The 16,256-nt window shown below is 48.3% G+C and carries 11 protein-coding genes; 3 read left to right on the top strand and 8 right to left on the bottom strand.

Features of this window, described 5'->3' with window-relative positions; translation table 11 throughout:
- Positions 1-43: 43 nt before the first annotated feature.
- From H6570_12635 to H6570_12615, 5 genes are all read right to left on the bottom strand, one after another.
- Positions 44-493: a MarR family transcriptional regulator gene (locus H6570_12635; GenBank protein MCB9320127.1), complete on the bottom strand. Its 450-nt coding sequence runs from the start codon at positions 491-493 to the stop codon at positions 44-46.
- Complete coding sequence (locus H6570_12630; protein MCB9320126.1) at positions 465-935, bottom strand: EVE domain-containing protein; 471 nt, start codon at positions 933-935, stop codon at positions 465-467. The genes H6570_12635 and H6570_12630 overlap by 29 nt, the downstream gene beginning before the upstream one ends.
- A gap of 80 nt (positions 936-1,015) precedes the next feature.
- Positions 1,016-3,415, bottom strand: a complete 2,400-nt coding sequence (locus H6570_12625; protein MCB9320125.1) for a family 20 glycosylhydrolase — start codon at positions 3,413-3,415, stop codon at positions 1,016-1,018.
- Positions 3,416-3,462: 47 nt separating this feature from the next.
- Positions 3,463-5,895: a TonB-dependent receptor gene (locus tag H6570_12620; protein ID MCB9320124.1), complete on the bottom strand. Its 2,433-nt coding sequence runs from the start codon at positions 5,893-5,895 to the stop codon at positions 3,463-3,465.
- 345 nt (positions 5,896-6,240) lie between these two features.
- A complete protein-coding gene (locus tag H6570_12615) occupies positions 6,241-8,556 on the bottom strand; it encodes a glycoside hydrolase family 3 C-terminal domain-containing protein (GenBank protein MCB9320123.1) in 2,316 nt (771 codons plus the stop codon).
- A gap of 206 nt (positions 8,557-8,762) precedes the next feature.
- Between H6570_12615 and H6570_12610 the strand changes: the two genes are divergently transcribed.
- The gene (locus H6570_12610) at positions 8,763-9,590 is read left to right on the top strand and encodes an AraC family transcriptional regulator (GenBank protein MCB9320122.1); all 828 of its coding nucleotides are present in this window, start codon (positions 8,763-8,765) and stop codon (positions 9,588-9,590) included.
- A gap of 93 nt (positions 9,591-9,683) precedes the next feature.
- Positions 9,684-10,175, top strand: coding sequence for an isoprenylcysteine carboxylmethyltransferase family protein (locus H6570_12605; GenBank protein ID MCB9320121.1), 492 nt, complete (start codon positions 9,684-9,686; stop codon positions 10,173-10,175).
- Between the two features lie 12 nt (positions 10,176-10,187).
- On the opposite strand, the gene H6570_12600 is transcribed toward H6570_12605, so the two are convergent.
- Genes H6570_12600 through H6570_12590 form a run of 3 tightly spaced genes read right to left on the bottom strand, consistent with a single transcriptional unit; the run spans position 10,188 to position 12,373 of the window.
- Positions 10,188-10,487, bottom strand: a complete 300-nt coding sequence (locus H6570_12600; GenBank protein ID MCB9320120.1) for a hypothetical protein — start codon at positions 10,485-10,487, stop codon at positions 10,188-10,190.
- 53 nt (positions 10,488-10,540) lie between these two features.
- A complete protein-coding gene (locus H6570_12595; GenBank protein ID MCB9320119.1) occupies positions 10,541-11,767 on the bottom strand; it encodes a metallophosphoesterase in 1,227 nt (408 codons plus the stop codon).
- Between the two features lie 3 nt (positions 11,768-11,770).
- Complete coding sequence (locus H6570_12590; GenBank protein MCB9320118.1) at positions 11,771-12,373, bottom strand: CDP-alcohol phosphatidyltransferase family protein; 603 nt, start codon at positions 12,371-12,373, stop codon at positions 11,771-11,773.
- A gap of 246 nt (positions 12,374-12,619) precedes the next feature.
- Between H6570_12590 and H6570_12585 the strand changes: the two genes are divergently transcribed.
- Positions 12,620-16,213, top strand: a complete 3,594-nt coding sequence (locus tag H6570_12585; GenBank protein MCB9320117.1) for a discoidin domain-containing protein — start codon at positions 12,620-12,622, stop codon at positions 16,211-16,213.
- The last annotated feature ends 43 nt before the right edge of the window (positions 16,214-16,256 follow it).

Raw genomic sequence — 16,256 nt, 5'->3', positions numbered from 1 at the left:
CAAAATACCGATATTTTGGAGTTGGCATGATGCGTTTATGAACTCATCGCTGCAGTAATTGCAACATTCCGGAAAGGAATGGGCTCAATTGTTCACCCAAACCTGAAAAGAACCCGGCATCGGTAGCCTCGACCACTTTGACCGCTTCCTGAATGCGTTGCTTTCCGGCTGCGGTCAGGGTCACTACCTTAGCCCGTGTATCGGTGGCATGTTCCTCTCTGGATAGGAGGTCCTTGGCCTCGAGGGTCCTAAGTACCTTGGATACCATCATCCGGTCGGTCTGGCTATGGTTGGCTATATCGATTTGTGTTACTGCTTCCTGCTGACGCGATAACCAGGCTAATGCGGCCATCAGTACAAATTGGGTGTGCGTGAGGTCCAGGGGATCCAGCGCATGTTTGATCTGCCGCTGCCAGGCCATCGTCAATTGCCAGAGGACATAGCCGGGGCTGTCTTCAGGCCGGTCAAACTGAAAGGTTACGGGTTTGCTCATGGCTTTCCTGAAGCATTTTGGATGCTATTAAATTATAATCGGATGCCGGAATTTCAAAGAATCCGAAGCGAAATGGGTAACCCCAGCTTTTTTTGTTTTGGATGAAGGATAGCTGATCTACTAACGGCAGGATGGAAACATCCCAGGCAGGAAAAAATTCAATTTCGCGCCGGGAAGGGCAAAAATCCTCCGACATCTGAATGGAATAGACATCGCCGTCCATGACGGTGCCTATCGCCGTAAATTCCCAGCATGGTGCAGGCTCCCCGAATTTAAGCTTACTGGAATAGTAGATGACGCCGTCACCGGGTCGCATCCGTTTCAGCGGGCTTGCTTTGCCATGGCAGGCCTGGGCGATTCCTTGCCGGATGCCATTCCGGACATGGTCCTTTGAAGCGACAATAATCCAGTATTTACGGGGTCTTGAAGGCGTGTCGGGCATGATTTATGATTTTGTTGCCACAAATATAATATATACGACAACAAAATGCAATTATTTTTTCACTTCACCCTTTTTCACGGTTATTGTAAAAGGATGGACAGCCCTTCGTTGACGACTAACAGTGTACCACCAAAGGGTTTTCCAGCATCCTGGAGGAGTTCCTGAATCTCCGATTCCGCTTCTGTAGCCTGCTCCTGGTTTAATTTGGCAATAACCAGACGGGAAAGCCGCGACAGGTGATCAGCATGGGGTGCTACTTCATCCAGTTCTGGATGTTCGGACCGCATGCTTTCCACATAGGCCGCCGATTCGATCCAGCGATCCAGCCAGCTGATGATTTGTGCTCGCAGGCTGTCCCTGGGACTGGAAACATATTCCTGTGCTAATTGATTGAACCGATAGGCTACCTTGCTTTCCGGCATGGCTGCATCGACCATCCGGTCCAGAGGCATTTTCACATTGTAAGGCTGTGGATAAATTGTCATTCTGTTGAAAAATAGGTCCTCCTGCAATACATCGGCAAAATCCTGTAATGCCGGTGACCATTTGCCGGTAATGCCGGTGAGCAGATCGTATTGATTGCTATGGCTCTGCAGTCCTTGCCGGACCAGACCCTCTTCGGTGATCCAGAGACGACGGTACATGTCTTTTACATCGGAGGTCAGGGATTGCGGAGACCACCATTTTTCTGCAATGGCTGCCATCCTGGGCCAGACCCTCCCTTCCAGTGTCTGAGCACTTACCATTTCTGTCCACATGCAGGCCTCACCTCCCAGAATATGACGGGTCTCTTCACCTGTCAGTGGCTCGATCTTTTCAAACAAAGGAAGCGGATCACCATCGGGGCGATCGGATCCTCCATTCTTTACGCCTTTAATATCCAGTGAAAACAGGGCTATTCGCATGGTGCCGGATAAGGAATCTCCGTGGGCAGTCAACTCATATTTTATCCTGCCAAAAGAAGATTCATTACTGAATGTGAGTAGGTTGTTTTCCCACACAGGATCTGTGAAAGAAGCGGTATTGCCCATCGATTGAATGATACCCCGCAGATCGCCATCTTGACCAAACAGGTACAATTCCCCATCCATGACATTATCCTGAAATGTTATCGTTGTTTTCCAGCTTTGCCAGTTGGATGAATCAATCTCAATGGTGACCGCCCCGGGGATGATTTCCGGGTCTACCTGATAATGTTTTCCTGCGGGCTGCTTATAGTCCAGGTAATAGCCATTGGAAAGGACGCCATCGTAACCCTGGCGGGCAGCAGCCCACAAGGCTTTTGGGTCGCGCCAGGGCTGAATGATGATGCCGGATGGAGGTAGATCGGGGTGAAGGATCTCATCCCAGCCCATCATCCGCTTACCATGTGCTGTCAAAATAGCGAACAGGCGCTGATTGAAATAAGCTTGGAGGCCGTGGTTATCAGTCAACTGATGATCCTGGATAAACTGCTGGATGGATGGATTCTCATTCCAGTCATGGGGATTGACTTCATCACCGCCAATATGCAATACCGAATCTGGAAATAATCCGGCCATTTCACCGATGATACCATCCAGAAATCGATACACCTCTTCACGGGTAGGGTCCAATACCGGATTCAGCACACCTGCCAGGCCGTCAATGGTATAAGGACCGGGAGCGCTGCCCAGTTCAGGATATCCAACCAGCCAGGACGTAGAGTGGCCGGGCAGATCAAATTCCGGAATGATGCGTATGCCCCGTTCCGCTGCATAATTGACCATTTCCCGGATATCATCCTGCGTATAATAGTTCCCCTCGGATCCCTGCTCCTGCAACCTGGGATAACGACGCGACTCGACGCGAAACCCCTGGTAATCGCTCAGGTGGAGGTGCAATACATTTAACTTGACAGCAGCCATAGCATCCAGATTGCGCAAAATAACTTCCTTGGGAATCCAATGCCGGCATACATCGATCATCAGTCCGCGCCAGGTATAGCGAGGTTGGTCTTCCAGCTCTACAGCCGGGATCACCCAGTTGTCCCCCTGTCGCTGCACCATTTGTGCCAGGGTGTTCAGACCGCGGAGGATGCCATATTCATCTGCGGCTTTCAGAACAATTTGACTGGTTGACACCATCAGCGTATACGACTCATCCTCCTGAAGGTTTGGATAGCGAGGACTTTCCCGGCTGCAATCGATGATCAGTTGCGGTCCGGTTTTGCTGGAGAAATTCATCTTGGTTTGCCTGGTCAAGCGAATAAAGAAACGATCTGCTGCACCTTCAATCCGGGCGGTCCGGATTGCTGTATATTGAATGGACCAGGTCTGCGGGATTACGAATGCGCCATCCTTTAATTTCAATTTTGCCGGCAACGGCATGATTTCCAGGCGTGCCCGGTCGGCATCCGAAATAGCCGGTGGCGCCGGACGAAAATACACATACCATAGAATGCCAGCTGCCAGGACCAGAAGTGCAACTACGAATGCCAGGATCTTAAGGAATTTCTTCATCAGCTGAAGATAAGGATCAGGAGCATGTAGTCAGCAGTCGGAATATCTTAAAAATCGATACGGTAATAAAACAGCGGCAAAAAACCGAGTTGGTATTCCTCCCGGGTGTAATTGGTTTCCGGGCTGTCCGGATCATAAGTTAAAGTGAGGATGTTCTTAATATTAAAGACATTGACCAGGTCGACAGCTATTTCATGGGATACTTTATTCCGGTTAAAACGGTAGTTCACTTTCGCATCCGCCCGGAAATAAGGCCTGAAAGCATATTTATTGTAATTGCTGTTGTTAAGGTATATGATCTCTCCTTCTTCCCTGGAGGCCGTTTCATCAACATCTCCATACCTCCTTCCTCCTGCAAAGGTGACCTTTCCACCTGCATTTAGGGATGACCGTTCAAATTTCCATTCCTTGGCAAATAAGGCATTCATGGCATAATTACCATTAAATGTCGTATTGGTCAATTGGCCATTACTGCCCTTGTATTTACTGTCATACAATGATCCGGTGAACAGGAAAAAATATTGATTGCTGAAGTATTTTTCAATGGTAAGTTCAAGTCCGTAATTTCTGCCTGTACCGGTATTTTTTAATTCATCGGGAAAAAACCTGGAAAATCCGCTGCCTGCATTGATCAGGGAGAAATAACTGGAATTTTTCTCTACCGGTATTTTAGTGAGGTATTGAAAATAGGTTTCTGCTTTAAAGCGAATATTGCCTTGTAAGGAGAGGTCATATCCCGCCACGATCTGGCTGCTCTTGCTTAACCCCATACCGAGATTATAGGGCTCGGCATTGGTGTTTACCGGATTGTAAAAATACAGGTAGTTGGATTGGGTCTGACTATGGTATCCCAGTCCCAATGACAGCTTCTGGGTTTTTGTCAGTGAATAACTCAGCCCCAGCCGGGGTTCAAATGGTGAAAAGCTATTGGTATTCAACGAATAATACACGGAAGTTATGCCTGCTGTTCCGATGAGGTCATCGCTGAATTTGTATTTCATTTGCACATAAGGTTGCAACAGAAGCGGAGTCGCCGTAGAGTTCCACCTTGTTTTCCAATCTTCTACCGTTAGCTCGTTGTTAAGGTCAAAACTCATCACCCGGGCGCTATCCTGATAATAGAGGTCAAACAGGTCGGCATTGATCCCTGCCTTCATGCTCGCTTGTTTGTTGAATTTCCGGTTTATGAAGAAATACGCTGAATATTTATTTTCCCGAAACACATAATCCAGGATGCTGGGTAGGTTGTCTTTATTGTAAGGTGCCACATAAGTATATTCTCCCTGCTCGACATAGCGGGGTAAAAAATCGTGATGCGCCTTGATCCAGCTGTTGGAGGCGGAGAAAGTCGTCTTGATATATGTTCTTTCATTGACAGGGTGGGTGTATGAGAGGCCTGCGACACCCATTCTGGACGAGAAATACTGGTCCCTGTCGTTTGATCCATAAATAAGAGTTTCATTATCCGGCACAGTATCCTGACTTAAGATAATATCGATGGTAGATGTGCCTCCAATGCCAAAGAAGGAAATATTGGCTCCGGATTTTAAGGGGAAATTAAGTCTGAAAGCTCCGTCCTGATATTGAGGGATAGCATCTGTTCCCACATTAATTCCTAAAAACTGGAATAATTGCAGTGTAGAATACCGGTAGGTAGCAAGAAAGGATGATCCGCTCTTTTTAGAAATAGGGCCTTCTGCCATTAATTCCGTTCCTAAAAAACCCAGTTGACCGCTGAATTCCAGTTTCTCGTTATTGCCATTGCGCATTTTCAGGTCAAATACGCCAGCCAGGCCATTCCCGTATTCGGCAGGAAAAGCGCCGGTAAAAAAATCACTGTTGGCCAGGAACTTGTTATTGAGTATTGTGACAGGGCCCCCACCGGTACCGGGTATGGAAAAGTGATTGGGATTGGGGATATTTATTCCTTCCAGCCGCCAAAGGACTCCCTGTGGACTGTTACCTCTGATGATGATATCATTCCTGGAGTCATCCGCGCCCTGCACACCGGCAAAATTGCTGGCCATCCTCGCGGGCTCACCCCGTGATCCGGCATATCGGTTGGTCTCTTCAACCGAAAACTCCCGGGTACTTACCGTAGCCATTTCATTCCTTGCTTCACCTGCCTGTCTTGCTACAACAACGATTTCCTGCAGATCGGTGACCGATTCCTGCAGGGTGATGTTCAGGATAACTTCCTTCCCGGAAGTAACGATGACATCGGCCATCTTAAAATCTTTATATCCGAGGTAGGAAAAAGTGATCGAAACCCTTCCAACCGGGATTTTCTCCAGCCTGAAATCTCCGTCAAGATCCGTGGTGGCGACGTATTGGTTGCTCGCTTCATCCAGGGCAATGACGTGCACGCCAATCAGCGGAAAATGGGATTCACTGTCTGCAACTTTACCCCGGATGGTTTGCGTCGGCTGTGCCCAGGTGATGGTTGTAATCAAGAAAGGTAAGATTGATAGTATTTTCATCGGTTTCAGTTCTGTTGTTCCATTACTAAAATAATGGATTGGTAATTATGAAGAGAATCAGGGCATCAAAATGTAGAGGTGTTTATTTGTAGAGGTGTTAATTTGTATATCTGTATATCTGTATATCTGTTTATTTGTTTATTTGTAAATCTGTTGATTTGGGATTTAGATGAAAAGAGAGGAGGTTAATTTCGCATTCGTTTTTCCCTGGCAGATCGCATACCTCCTTCGAAGGGGGATGGATGTTGCGACAAAGCATCGGGGCAATAAGGTATCCGGGCTTCAAAAAAGCCACAACATTTAAAATCTAAAATCTAAAATCAGTTAACCTGAAATCACATCAATCTACTGGTCTGCGCCCACGTACTTCGCTGTCCGCTGGTCGGATATAACGCCCTGCCAATTCAGGCCATAGCCAAAATTGTAAACGTGCCCTGCGGAATCCTTATATGGCTCCATATCCAGTGGTACATCCTCCTTTTGGGTCTCTACAGTCTGCATGTTAGCCGGCATTTGTATCGGAAGCAGTCCGCCGGGTTCGTGATCTCCACTGATCAGATCCAGCAGAGCCTGGTCCTGAACGCTGAAACTGACTAAAACAGCATCGACATACGGTTCGAACTCCATAACGGTGGGATTGGACGCATCCAGACAGACGATGACCGGTTTGTCACCCATGGCTTTTTTGGTATCCATAACCAGTTGCAGGTCAGACTGGTTACTGGTTTGGATCGTTTTTCCTTTGTAGGAACGGTTGGTAAATGATTCTGTTGGATCGCCGCCGGCCATGCTCGGATCACGGGCCAGGTCTGCGGTATAAGGGCTATACTGGAGGCTGATGGGCACGTACCCATTGCCCCCCCTGGACAGGTCAGCTTTATCATAACCGGTTCCGGAAGCCGGACTTTTGATGAAAACCAGGGCAACATCGGCTTGTTTTGGGTCTTCGGTCACTTCATAGTATTTGCGGATAATGTCCATATTCACCGGATAATCGATGCGCTCCGGTGTTACATTACCAAACCAGCCAACGGTGGAGGGAAACAGGCGTTTAGGGACGAAGACGGTCTTCTTCTTTGCGACCGGCATTACCTGATTCGTGTTTTTAACCATGACGATGGATTTCAGCTGCGCTTCGTATCCCGCAAGCATAAAATCGGGTTGGCCTACCGTTTTGGCAGATTCTTCCGGATCGAGGTAAGGATTTTCGAACAAACCGGTCCGGAAGATGTTTTTCAGCAGCCTGATGGCGGAAGCTTCAAACCGGTCACGGGCAGGCTGTTCGCCATATTTGTCAACCAACATCTGGTACGCGGCCATGACCGGCTCAGCGTCGTTATTGCCGCCAAACTGATCCACACCAGCTTCGATCACTTTGAAGTGTCGTTCGGCTATGGATGCTGTTTCCATGCCCCAGCATTTTCCCAGGAACTGGTCGGGTGTACCTGGATCGGCGGTGATCATCCAGTCGGTACATACTACGCCGTCGTAGCCATAGACTCCGCGCAGGAGATCGTTGATGATGTATTTGCTGTAGCTGTTACCCACATTCTCGCCGTAGACCGTATCCTGCTGGTAGGAGATGGTATAATAGGGCATGACTGCTGCGGCCATTCCGGTGCCACCGTTTAAATGAAAGGCGCCGTCGACAAAAGGTTTCAGTTGATCCTGCAGGTTGTTTCCCGGATAGACAGCAAATTTTCCATAACCGAAATGGCCGTCACGACCACCTTCCTCCGGACCACCACTCGGCCAGTGCTTGACCATGGCATTGACACTCTGAAATCCCCATCCTCCGTTCTCCGAAGTCTGAAATCCGTCGACATATGCGCGAGCCATATCCGTTGCCAGGCCGGGATGTTCACCAAAGGTTCCATTCACGCGGTTCCAGCGTGGTTCGGTAGCCAGGTCAATTTGTGGTGATAGCGCCGTCGCGATACCGAGGGCGCGGTATTCTTTCGAAGCTATGGTTCCGAATTGTTCCACGACTGCCGGATCAAAAGTGGCAGCAAGGCCCAATGAGCCCGGCCACATCGATATAGCACCACCGGATCCGAGGTTGTATTCGGCATTGGCTACCGTGCCGTGCCGCGGGTCAGAAGAGTTATTGGCAGGTATCCCTAATCCCAACCCTTCTACCAGGGCTTGCACATTATTATTCCACTCGGCGGCAACGGCAGGAGATTCGATAGTAGTGACCAGTACATGCCTGAGGTTGTCTTCCTTAAGGAATTCAATTTGCTGGTCGGAAAGATCCGAAGCTTTGGAACCGCTTTGATCATAGGGTTTACCCTGATAGGTGCCGTCACCGCGAAACCCTCCTCCGGGAATTCTTTGATGGGCGCTGTAAAGCATAAGCCCGGCGATTTGTTCTACGGTCATTTTTTTGGCCAGGTCAGCAGCACGGAGATCGGCAGATAAGCGCCAGTCCTCATACGGGTCAAGAGATCCGTTGCGGTTGAGATCTTTAAAGGCATGCCGGCTTACGGTAAGGATGGATACACCGGATTGGGGCGAATATCCCAGGGCAGCCCCACCGTTGTTGGTGATCACTTTATAGGTTCCGTGATCCGCTTCAGTCCATTGGGGAGCACAGGATGTAATCAGGATCGCCAGGCTGACTGCCAGTTGGATTTGAATAGCGCGCTTGCTGTAGTTCATAACGTTATAGATTATCATTGTGTCAATTAGACACAATATACAAATTTTGCGATCTGTCCGTAGGTTTTTCACTGGCCTGGTCTAACGAATTATTCAAAAACCTGACAGAATCCGGTATCTTCATCATGCCGACAATCTGCAGTCAAACCAGGACGTGGCAGAATGGAATAGGCAGGATCGGGATTTAGTAAAATGAGTTATTTCTTATGGTCACCTTCCGGAAGTATACACCTGCTGCAGAGTTGCAGACTATTGTCAGAGGAATTGAGCTTCTGCATATGGTTTGGGAAGAAGGAGTGGCCATGCCTCCTCCCGAAATAACCTGTCTTGCCAATACAGAACAAAACTTATATTTCTACCCGCATGAGTCCATAGTGGCGTTTCAAACACCAGTATCAGCCCCTGAAAATGTACCATTTTCCATTGTGACAGGCCCAAAGGTCAGGCCGGTGAAATTGAAATTTGGCCGGGATTACCTGATGATCAAGGTGCAGTTCTATCCCACCGGCCTATATCGTTTGTTGGGCAAGCCGATGCAACCGCTGATCAATATTGGCATGGATGCCCGGGAATACCTTGACGACCTCGATCCTTTGTATGAAAAGTTGCGGGCGGAATCATCGTACGATTTGATGGTGCAGTACATCTCCGAATATCTTACAGGCCGGATACAAAACCATATGCTACCTGAGGAGCCAATCGACCAGGTTGCCATTCAGATGCTGGACCCTATGCTCAGGAAAAGCCTGGAAGAATGGGCTGCTATGGCTTGTCTGAGCCTTCGGCAATTTGAGCGCTCATTCCGGAATCGTGTGGGCATCTCACCCAAGCTCTACACCCGGATCGTCCGGTTCGAGCGAGCCATGCGTATCAAAGAAGCAAATCCCGGCTTTAGCTGGTCACAGATTGCTTTCGAATGTGATTACAACGATTCTTCGCATTTATTACGCGAATTCCGGCAATTTGCCAATTTCCCTCCGGGTAGCCATTCGAAATATCAGACGAGTGGTCACGGTGATTTTCCCTCCGGGTAAAAGATGTCGATTTTTTCCTAAATACGTCAGAGCATAGGACCATAGCTTTGAAGTACATCAACAATTGTTTCGCTGGTGTCAAATAAAGAAGTTATGGAAAATACAGTTGCAATTAAGAAAACAAATCGTGATAGCCCGGGTGTACTTTTACCGCCTCCGATTATTTACGTTATATTTTTTATTGGCGGGCTGAAATTGAATAAATTTCTGGCTATCAATCTGGATGGCTGGCATACAGTAAGTCAGGTAACCGGAATTTTATTCATAGCACTGGGCCTGCTTTTTATGCTGCCAAGCGTATGGAAATTCTTCAGGACACATAATACTTTAATTACCATTAAGCCTGCATCATCCCTTCAAACCAACGGGATTTACGCCTGGACCAGAAATCCGATGTACCTTGGATTATTGCTCTTATATGGTGGTATTGCCTTTTTCACTCAGAATTATTGGGCAATAATCTTTAGCCCGCTGGTTATGCTGGTCATCCAGGAATACGTTATAGTACGGGAAGAGCATTACCTCTCCAGAGCATTTACCGGTGAATATCAGAATTATAAAAATACCGTCCGCAGATGGTTGTGAAATCTTTCCTGGTTAGCGGAAAATCCAGCACGCAATTACTATAGCCAGAAGAATACCGATACCACCATTTACCAGTAGGTAGATCCGTTCACTGCGAAACCGGATCAATTGTGAGAGCAGCCAGGATAGCCCTAGTTGGACAGCAAATAAAAGTCCAATGTAAATAGCAAACACAAACCAGTTACCTCCATCGGACATCCAGCTTAAATTGAAATTTCCTTCATCGATAAAAAACAGGAAAAAAGTAATAAGTAATGCTGTTGTCAGAAAGATATGCAGGTGTTTATCCGGATTGGTGCTGGTGTTGTACATAATGAGGCTTGTTTGTATCAAGGTACTCTAATTCGCTGTGCCATCCAAATGAATTAGGCTTCCTTTTTCAGTGTGATCAGGGTTATTTCCGGAGCCATGCCCAACCGCCCGGGAAATCCCAGCCAGCCCAGCCCCCGGTTGACATGGAGGAATTGTCCGCCTTCTTCATACAACCCAGCCCAGTGTTTGTATTTGTATTGGATAAGGCTCCATTCTTTGTTTCTGGTCTTGATTCCGGCCTGCATTCCGTGGGTATGTCCGGCAAGTGTCAAGGCAATATCGGTTTGATTGATAACCTCGCCAGACCAGTGGGATGGATCATGTGATAACAGAATTTTACAGGGTATGGAGGCTACATCTTTCATCGCGAGAGCAAGATCGCCATATTGTTTAAATGGAGGTTTGCCCCAGTTTTCCACACCAATTACGGCGATTTTATCACCTGCCCTGGTCAATACAATGGCTTCATTGCGCAGCAGATTGAAATTGATCTCAGGAAAAAAATCTACGATTTCCTTAAAGTTTTCCTGTTTCTTCCCTTCTTCAGCCCAGGTACTGTAATCTCCGTAATCGTGATTTCCAAGGACGGCAAACTTGCCATAATTTGCTTTGATCTTTTTTAAGATGATGTTCCAGCCTTTTAATTCCCAGGCGTAATTATTTACCAGGTCGCCGGTGAAAAAAACATAATCCGGCTTTAAATGATTGATCAGATTTACAGCGTGTTCCAGGATGGAATACCGGTAATTAAAACTACCCAAATGCATGTCTGAAATCTGGACGATGCGCAAACCATCAAAGGCCGTTGGTAAGTTCCTGAGCGGAATTTCTATGCGATAAACCTTAAATCGGTACACGGTGCGGAAGATCCCGTACAGAATGACAAAAAAAGGTAAGAACCCGGCCAGCAAGCCAAGCAAACTTATGATCAGAAAAGATTGAGTGGGTGGGAAAATAAAGTTGGCATATTGCAAAATGGTCAATATAATGGCGAATAGTAATTTGGGTGCAAACGAAGAGACGGTTAAGCCATACAGGGATGATAACCATAACTGACGGCGACGGGGATGCATTTTGTCGAACCGTATTTTGAGGGTAAGTATCGCTGTTACCAAAGCAATAGTAAACGTCCAGAAAAGCACATTGATCCCAATCCGCAGAACAGCATTATGGGCAAATGCCTTACCGGTGATCGATAATAAACCACGAAACGCAAATGCATCAACCACCACCAGAAAGATGCACAATAACAGGATCATACGGAATGAAAAACGACGCATGTCTTATGGTTCTATTTCCGGATCATTGGTCGTTCTCCTTGGATCCTTAAGAGCCCAGTAGATGCCCCTTACCCCGGCGACCCATTTCCCGTATAAAAAGATGAGTGTGATCTCCTCAAGTGTTTCGATGAATCCCAAAACGATCATCAGCCAGAAGAGCCACATAACCGGTCCAAAAAACAGCATCCACAGAATAAATGCCGACTGGGCGATTGCAGAGCTTTTAGCCAGGTAGGTGTGAAATGCAGTCGTCTTTCCGTATTTGTAAAAGGCCAGAGTCATCTGGATCAAATAAGGCGCAAAGGCAATGACGATCCATACCCATTGATCAAGGATGAACTGCGTTTCAAACCTCAGGACACCCAGCAATCCTAAAGTGAAGGTTATCTGATCACCTAATGAATCCAGCTGGGAACCCCGGGCGCTGCAGATATTCAGTCGGCGGGCGACAAACCCGTCGATGGCATCGGTCGAATAGCTGATCAGCAGAAGCCAGGTGAACCATTCCCGGTAGCCCAGAGCTAATAAAAAGACCAGTACAGGTGATGCTCCGATACGGTAAAACGAGAACCAATCGGCAATATTGAACTCTTTAATCTTCCACATACCCAAGTAACTAACCAAACAATGAAATATAGGTTTGTCCTTTGGTATAATCAATGTCATTAATGTCTAAAAAGATGATATTGATCAATGATCCTTCCCGGAAGCATTCCTACTTTTAATGTTTAAATCAATCGCCACTTCCAATGGGTGATTTGGACTTTTCTTGCCATTCATTAACCCAATTTTCCAGCCTGGAAAGGCGGGCCATCATTTAAAACCCGGAATACGATGAAAAAATTTTCGGATATGAGATCAGCCCTGTACCTGATACTGGCCCTGTGCTTCATAAGTGGGGCAAGGGGTAAAGCACAAAATACTTTGTACACGCGGGGTATCGGACAATATCCTGGTGATGAAGCCGAAAACTACAATCCAATGCCCGCCGGCACGGATGATCAGATCCGCAATCTGGCCTTACACCGTACTGCTTTTCATTCATCCAGTTACGATTACAACCTGACCGCTCAATTGGTTACCGATGGCATCACGGATACCCACATGCCCACCATCTACTCCGGATCTACCAGTCAGGGTGGTGAGCTTCCTAAAAATCAAAGACTTTATCTGATCGACCACAATCCGGTTACCCGGCTGCCTATCCAGGGTCCGGAAGGATGGATCCAGATCGCGTGGTCCGGGCCTATCTCTCTCCCGGCATTCGATTCGCTGCTTTTTGGGTTTGATGTGCAGGGCAACGAGTCTTCCCAGGCGGGCTGGTCTATAGAATTAAGCGGTTCCAGGGATGGCTCGCGGTGGACCTCTATCCGGAAAGTGACGGGTGTTGGCATCCCGGGTGATACCATCACTCCAGCCTATAAATATTTCCTGCCCGGCAATCATCGTGTGATCCCGATGAAGTGCATTCCACAGGAAGGATTGCATTATTTACGTATTGCCTTTCAGGCGCCGGCGGTTAACTGGTGGAACATCGGGGGCATGGAGACTTTTCTGGAAGGTCATAAAGTAACCTTTCTGACCTCCTCCACCTTTACCAGTGCCTGGATGGATACAGGACAGGAGCAGGAATGGGTTTCCGTTGACCTTGGTGGCCCATCGCAGGTTCGTGAGGTGATCCTGGATTGGATCCGCAGAGGTGATGGATGCCATTTGCAGCACTCCCCGGATGGACAGCGTTGGACAGACTGGATCGCCATACCGGCCTCGGCTGACGGATCCCGGGATATGCTTATCGTCAGCGAGCCTGTCGGGATGCGTTACCTGCGCCTGTTAATCGATCATAAAAACACGACACCAGCAATATTAAGTGAACTCCAGGTGATGGGGACCGGTGGAAAGCAATGGAGACCGAAACCAATGGATCCGCCCGGGGATCATCGCATGCTATTGTCCGGCGGTGCCTGGAAGGTGCAGCGGACCTCTCAGGTTCGCGAGGATGGCAGAAGGCTGGGTCAGTCTGGCTTTGACGATGGAGAATGGGTAACGGCAACGGTGCCCGGAACGGTGCTGTCCAGCTTTCTGAATGTAGAGGCCATCCCGGATCCCAACTACGGCGACAACCAGCTCATGGTTTCCGAATCCTACTTCAACAGTGATTTTTGGTATCGCAATGAGTTTGAAATACCTCAGCATTTCATCCGCGACCGCGTATTTCTCCAATTCAAGGGGATTAACTGGAAGACAGAAGTCTTTTGCAATGGAAATCCGGTCGGAACCATTGCCGGGGCTTTCACCCGGGAGGTATTTGATGTAACGGATTTCATTCATCCCGGCACCAATGCCCTGGCGGTCAGGATCCGGTGCAATGCTAATCCGGGCGGCGTCAAAGAACAGACGGCAGCCAGTCCGGATCTGAACGGCGGCGTGCTGGGCGCCGATAATCCGACCTTCCACGCCACCATCGGCTGGGACTGGATACCCACCATCCGCGGTCGTGATGCGGGAATCTGGGATGATGTCTTGCTGACTTCCACCGGGCCGGTCACGCTGGAAGATCCATTCGTGGATACCAGGCTGCCGCTGCCCAGAACTAATGAAGCTGATGTAAGTATATCTGTGACCCTGGTGAATCATACCGGCCAATCCCAGACAGGAACCTTGCAGGGAAAACTCGGAGCAGTATCCTTTGAAAAAGATTTTTTATTGCAGCCCAATGAAAGGCGGTTACTTCAGGTTAACCCGGAGGAGGTGAAAGGATTGCATATGAGTAACCCGCAATTGTGGTGGCCTAATGGCTATGGGGATGCTAACCTGACCGACGTCTTCTTAACCAGTGTGCTTTCTTCCGGAGTAGTTTCGGATGAAAGTCATTTTAAGACCGGTTTACGTCAAATGACCTATTCCGGTGAGGAAAAAGCCCTGCGCATTTATGTTAATGGGATACGCTTCGTTCCCAAAGGAGGCAACTGGGGATTTTCGGAATCCATGTTGCGTTACCGGGCCCGGGAATTTGACATAGCGGTACGGTATCACCGGGACATGAATTATACCATGATCCGCAATTGGGTGGGTATGACTGGAAATGACGCCTTCTTCGATGCCTGCGACCGTTATGGCATCATGGTATGGCAGGATTTCTGGTTGGCCAATCCCTGGGATGGACCGGATCCGGATGACGAACCCATGTTTATGGATAATGCTCGGGATTTTGTACACCGAATCCGCAACCATCCGTCCATCGCATTGTATTGTGGCCGCAACGAAGGCAATCCGCCTCCATCCCTGAACCAGGATCTGGCAAGTCTGGTCGGATCTGACCACCCCGGCATGATCTATTTCCCGCATTCTGCCGAGGGAGCGGTCAGCGGATATGGTCCATATGGCGCCATGCCAGCAGCTTTTTACTTCAAAAACCGGGCTACCGAAAAGCCTCACAGCGAATTGGGTATGGCCAATATTGTGAGTAAAGAGAGCCTGGACCGGATGATGCCTGCGGATGCCCAATGGCCAGTCGGACGGATGTGGGGTATCCACGATTTTTGTGACGGTGGTGCTCAAAATGGAGCTGCATACAAAAAACTGATGGAGATCAATTTTGGCCCGATTGACAATCTGGATGACTGGCTCAGCCTGGCCCAGTTCCGAAATTACGAAGGATACCGGGCTATGTACGAAGCACAGAGCCGTAACCGGATGGGGCTGCTTATCTGGATGAGCCATTCCGCCTGGCCTTCTTTCGTATGGCAGACGTATGATTATTATTTCGAACCCACCGCCGCTTATTTTGGCGTTAAAAAAGCTTGCGAGCCACTGCACATCCAGTGGAATGCCGCCACCGACTCCATCGAGGTTGTAAATTACAGTCACCCCGATGCCCTTGGGCTGATCGCCCAGGCCGAGGTGTTTGATCTGACCGGAGCGTTAAAATGGAGTCACCGGATGACCATTGACAGCCGTATTGACAGTCGTCAGAATTGTTTTGTTGCTGCAAAGCCGGATGGCCTGACTTCCGTCTATTTTCTGCGTTTGAAATTGATGCAGGGAGAAGAAGTCCTTTCGGAAAATTTCTATTGGCGGGGTCCGGGTACAGAGGAAGCCCTGGGAGATAACTTCTTACTCCGAAATGCTCACGATAATGATTATTCGGCGTTAAGAAACTTGCCCAAGGTACCGGTAAGTACGACCGAAAGTGGCCGGCAAACTGGTGGCGGCGAGACGGGATTTATGGTCACACTGAAAAATACAGGCGACCGCCCGGCATTGATGATCCGGATAAATGTCATCGGAGAGCAATCCGGCGAACAGATCCTTCCGGTGCTTTATGAGGATAATTATTTTTCACTGATGCCTGGTGAAGAAAAGACGGTGCAGATCCGTGTTAAAACGGAAGACACTCGCGGAGAAAAACCGGTGATTAGAGTGTCGGGATTTAATGTGGGATGATTTTACATATTAGTAAAAAAGGTCAGGACTATTATTGCATAAT

Source organism: Lewinellaceae bacterium (assembly GCA_020636135.1).
Lineage (GTDB): Bacteria > Bacteroidota > Bacteroidia > Chitinophagales > Saprospiraceae > JAGQXC01.
This window is presented reverse-complemented; position numbering and strand designations above follow the sequence as displayed.

Bases quoted from the DNA above. Each gene is read 5' to 3' on its own strand.
- H6570_12635 (MCB9320127.1), bottom strand. From the start codon at position 493: ATGAGCAAACCCGTAACCTTTCAGTTTGACCGGCCTGAAGACAGCCCC.
- H6570_12610 (MCB9320122.1), top strand. From the start codon at position 8,763: ATGGTCACCTTCCGGAAGTATACACCTGCTGCAGAGTTGCAGACTATT.
- H6570_12605 (MCB9320121.1), top strand. From the start codon at position 9,684: ATGGAAAATACAGTTGCAATTAAGAAAACAAATCGTGATAGCCCGGGT.
- H6570_12620 (MCB9320124.1), bottom strand. From the start codon at position 5,895: ATGAAAATACTATCAATCTTACCTTTCTTGATTACAACCATCACCTGG.
- H6570_12630 (MCB9320126.1), bottom strand. From the start codon at position 935: ATGCCCGACACGCCTTCAAGACCCCGTAAATACTGGATTATTGTCGCT.
- H6570_12600 (MCB9320120.1), bottom strand. From the start codon at position 10,487: ATGTACAACACCAGCACCAATCCGGATAAACACCTGCATATCTTTCTG.
- H6570_12595 (MCB9320119.1), bottom strand. From the start codon at position 11,767: ATGCGTCGTTTTTCATTCCGTATGATCCTGTTATTGTGCATCTTTCTG.
- H6570_12625 (MCB9320125.1), bottom strand. From the start codon at position 3,415: ATGAAGAAATTCCTTAAGATCCTGGCATTCGTAGTTGCACTTCTGGTC.
- H6570_12615 (MCB9320123.1), bottom strand. From the start codon at position 8,556: ATGAACTACAGCAAGCGCGCTATTCAAATCCAACTGGCAGTCAGCCTG.
- H6570_12590 (MCB9320118.1), bottom strand. From the start codon at position 12,373: ATGTGGAAGATTAAAGAGTTCAATATTGCCGATTGGTTCTCGTTTTAC.
- H6570_12585 (MCB9320117.1), top strand. From the start codon at position 12,620: ATGAGATCAGCCCTGTACCTGATACTGGCCCTGTGCTTCATAAGTGGG.